Consider the following 3,482-nt stretch of genomic DNA (forward strand, 5'->3'; position numbering starts at 1 on the left):
GCTCCAGCCGCGCCGAGCTCGTCGAACACCTCGTACGGACGCGTATCGCGGGCGACGTCGCCACGCCGCGCGAGAACAACCTCTCCCACTACCGCGAACTGGCCAACGGCAACCGCCACTACTGGCTCGGGCTGGAGCTCGGCGACCGCTGGAGCGACGAGCAGGACGTACTGGCCGTGATGGCCGAGCGCGTCGGCGTGAACGACGACCCCGGGTACCGCTACGGCCAGGACACCATCGACCCGGATCTGACGGTCGACGCGCTGGAGCGCATGGCGGCCCGGCTGCGCAAGGCGGCGGAGGGCGGGCAGCGCGTCCTGTTCGCCACCGGCCACCCCGGCGGTCTGCTGCATGTGCACCACGAGACGGCGCGGGCGCTGCGCGCGGCGGGCTGCGAGATCGTCGTGATCCCGGACGGGCTCCAGACGGACGAGGGGTACGTGATGCAGTTCGCGGACGTGGCCGTCCTGGAGCACGGCGCCACGCTCTGGCACACCCACTCGCCCGAGCCGATGCGGGCGATCCTGCGGGGTCTGGAGGGCGCGGGCCGGCCGCTGCCCGACCTGGTGGTCGCCGACCACGGCTGGGCGGGCTGCGCGGGCCAGCTCGGCATCGACTCCGTCGGCTACGCGGACTCCAACGACCCGGCCCTCTTCCTGGGCGAGGCCGAGGGCACCCTCCAGGTCGCGGTCCCCCTAGACGACCACGTGATCAGCCCGCGCTACTACGACCCGATGACGGCGTACCTGCTGGAACAGGCGGGGCTGGCGGAGGGCTAGGCCCTGCCGGCGGCGGCCTCAGGGCGTCTTCGGTCGCGGGACACGGACGACGCCCTCCTGGATCACGGAGATCGCGAGCCGGCCGTCACGGGTGTAGATGCGGCCCTGGCCGAGGCCGCGCCCGGCCGACGCGGACGGCGACTCCTGGTCGTACAGCAGCCACTCGTCGGCGCGGAACGGCCGGTGGAACCACATCGCGTGGTCCAGCGACGCCCCGACGACGTCGCCGACGGCCCAGCCGCCGCGCCCGTGCGCGAGCAGGATCGAGTCGAGCAGCGTCATGTCGGAGACGTAGGTCGCGAGCACGACGTGCAGCAGGGGGTCGTCGTCGAGCTTGCCGTTGGCGCGGAACCACACCTGGGAGCGGGGTTCGCGGGGCTCGCCGTAGCGGCCGAACGGCGGGTCGTCGACGTAGCGCAGGTCGACGGCGGCCCGCGCCTCCAGCATCTTCTCGACGACGGCCGGGTCCAGGCCGTACGCCGGGAGCCGCTCCTCGGCGGTGGGCAGGGTCTCCGGGTCGGGCGCGGACGGCATCGGGGCCTGGTGTTCCATGCCCTCCTCCCACCGCTGGAACGACGCCGACAGCGCGAAGATCGGCTGCCCGTGCTGGACGGCGACGACGCGGCGCGCGGTGAAGGAACGGCCGTCGTTCATGCGGTCGACCGTGTACACGATGGGCGCGCCGGGGTCGCCGGTGCGCAGGAAGTACGCGTGGAGGGAGTGGGGCAGCCGGTCCTCGGGGACCGTCCGCCCCGCGGCGACGAGTGCCTGTGCCGCGACCTGCCCGCCGAAGACGCGCGGGACGATGGCGGGCCTGGACGGGCCGCGGAAGATGTTCTCCTCGATCTGCTCCAGGTCGAGCAGATCGAGGAGATCCATAAGTGGTGCCTGACTCATGGGGTCAGTTGTACTGGACGGTAATTGCCGGGACCTTACAGACCCATGTCCTTCGCGATGATCGACTTCATGATCTCGCTGGTGCCGCCGTAGATGCGGTTGACGCGGTTGTCCGCGTACAGGCGGGCGATCGGGTACTCGTTCATGAAGCCGTAGCCGCCGTGCAGCTGGAGGCAGCGGTCGATGACGCGGTGCGCGACCTCGGTGGTGAACAGCTTGGCGCTGGCGGCCTCGGCCGGGGTCAGCTCACCGGCGTCGAGGGCCTCCGTGGCGCGGTCGACGACGGCCTCGGCGGCGTCCACCTCGGCCTGGCAGGCGGCCAGCTCGAACTTGGTGTTCTGGAAGGCGGCGACGGGCTGGCCGAAGACGACGCGCTCCTGCACGTACTGCTTGGCGAACCGGATCGCGGCCTTGGCCTGCGCGTAGGCGCCGTAGGCGATGCCCCAGCGCTCGGAGGCGAGGTTGTGGCCGAGGTAGTAGAAGCCCTTGTGCTCCTCGCCGAGGAGGTCCTCGACGGGGACCTTGACGTCGACGAAGGCCAGCTCGGCGGTGTCGGAGGTCTTCAGGCCGAGCTTGTCGAGCTTGCGGCCGACCGAGTAGCCCTCGGCCTTGGTGTCCACGACGAACAGGGAGATGCCGTGGCGGCGGTCCTCCTTGGTCGGGGGGGCCGTGCGGGCGCACACGATCATGCGGTCGGCGTGCACACCGCCGGTGATGAAGGTCTTGGCGCCGTTGAGGACGTAGTGCGTGCCGTCCTCGCTGAGCTTGGCGGTGGTGCGCATGCCCGCGAGGTCGGAGCCGGTGCCCGGCTCGGTCATCGCGATCGCCCACATCTCCTCGCCGGAGACGAACTTGGGCAGGTACCGCTTCTTCTGCTCGTCGTTGGCGAGCATCTTGATGTACGGCAGGCCGAGCAGCACGTGCACGCCGGAGCCGCCGAAGGTGATGCCGGCGCGGGCGGTCTCCTCGTAGAGGACGGCCTCGAACTTGTACGAGTCGATACCGGCGCCGCCGTACTCCTCGTCCACGCGGATGCCGAAGACGCCCAGCTCGGCGAGCTTGTAGTAGAAGTCGCGCGGCGCCTGGCCCGCGGCCAGCCACTCGTCGTAGACGGGGACGACCTCGGCCTCGATGAAGGCACGCAGGGTCTCCCGGAACGCCTCGTGATCCTCGTTGAACACCGTACGGCGCACGGCCGACCCCTTTCTGCGCCCGAACCGGCGCCATTCTCACCCACATGGCTGCAAGCCGGCGGAACCGGGCCGACGGCCGCACTCCGCTTGGCTAAGCGCTTGCTCAGACCCAACCGTACCGGCGAGTACGAACAGCCGTCCAGACAGCCGAGGGGGTAACGCTCGTCACGCCGGACGCCCGGCCCGGCCCGGCCCTCGCGGGGCGTGCGGCGCGGGGCCCGTCACCCGTCGGCTCACTCGGCGGCGGCGCCGGCCGCCGCGAACGCGCCGCGGGCCATCCGGTGGAGGAGTTCCGCCGTGGCCGCGCGGCCCGGCAGGGAACCCGGGCGACCCAGGTGGGGGGTGGAGTTCAGGAGGCCGAAGACGGAGTGGACGGCGGAGCGGGCGGCGGGCTCGGCGAGGGCGGGGTAGACCTCGCGGAGCACCTCGACCCACAGTTCGACGTACTGCCGCTGGAGCTGGCGCACCAGCTTGCGGTCGCTGTCGCGGAGGCGGTCCAGCTCACGGTCGTGCAGGGTGATGAGGGGACGGTCGTCGAGGGCGAAGTCGATGTGCCCCTCGATGAGCGAGTCAAGCACCGCCCCGGAGTCCCGCCGCCCCCCGTGTCCTTCCC

Annotated in this window: 4 protein-coding genes; 1 reads left to right on the plus strand and 3 read right to left on the minus strand. The window is 71.5% G+C overall.

Annotation, left to right across the window (positions count from 1 at the left end; genetic code table 11):
* Positions 1 to 779, plus strand: a 779-nt coding sequence (locus AOK23_RS41160) for a phosphatase (protein ID WP_055717521.1), incomplete at its 5' end; no start/stop codon positions are given.
* Positions 780 to 797: 18 nt separating this feature from the next.
* Here the strand turns inward: AOK23_RS41160 and AOK23_RS41165 are convergent.
* From AOK23_RS41165 to AOK23_RS41175, 3 genes are all read right to left on the minus strand, one after another.
* Complete coding sequence (locus tag AOK23_RS41165; RefSeq protein ID WP_055717522.1) at positions 798 to 1,676, minus strand: acyl-CoA thioesterase; 879 nt, start codon at positions 1,674 to 1,676, stop codon at positions 798 to 800.
* 35 nt (positions 1,677 to 1,711) lie between these two features.
* On the minus strand, positions 1,712 to 2,869 hold the full coding sequence (locus AOK23_RS41170; protein WP_055717523.1) for an acyl-CoA dehydrogenase family protein: 1,158 nt from the start codon (positions 2,867 to 2,869) through the stop codon (positions 1,712 to 1,714).
* A 233-nt stretch (positions 2,870 to 3,102) separates the two neighbouring features.
* Positions 3,103 to 3,482: TetR-type transcription factor C-terminal domain-containing protein (locus tag AOK23_RS41175; protein ID WP_476718320.1), on the minus strand; the 380-nt coding region annotated here is incomplete at its 5' end.

Source organism: Streptomyces torulosus (assembly GCF_001419765.1).
Taxonomy (GTDB): Bacteria; Actinomycetota; Actinomycetes; order Streptomycetales; family Streptomycetaceae; genus Streptomyces; species Streptomyces torulosus.

Excerpts from the sequence above, each read along its gene's own strand:
- AOK23_RS41165 (WP_055717522.1), bottom strand. The coding sequence starts at position 1,676 with ATGAGTCAGGCACCACTTATGGATCTCCTCGATCTGCTCGACCTGGAG.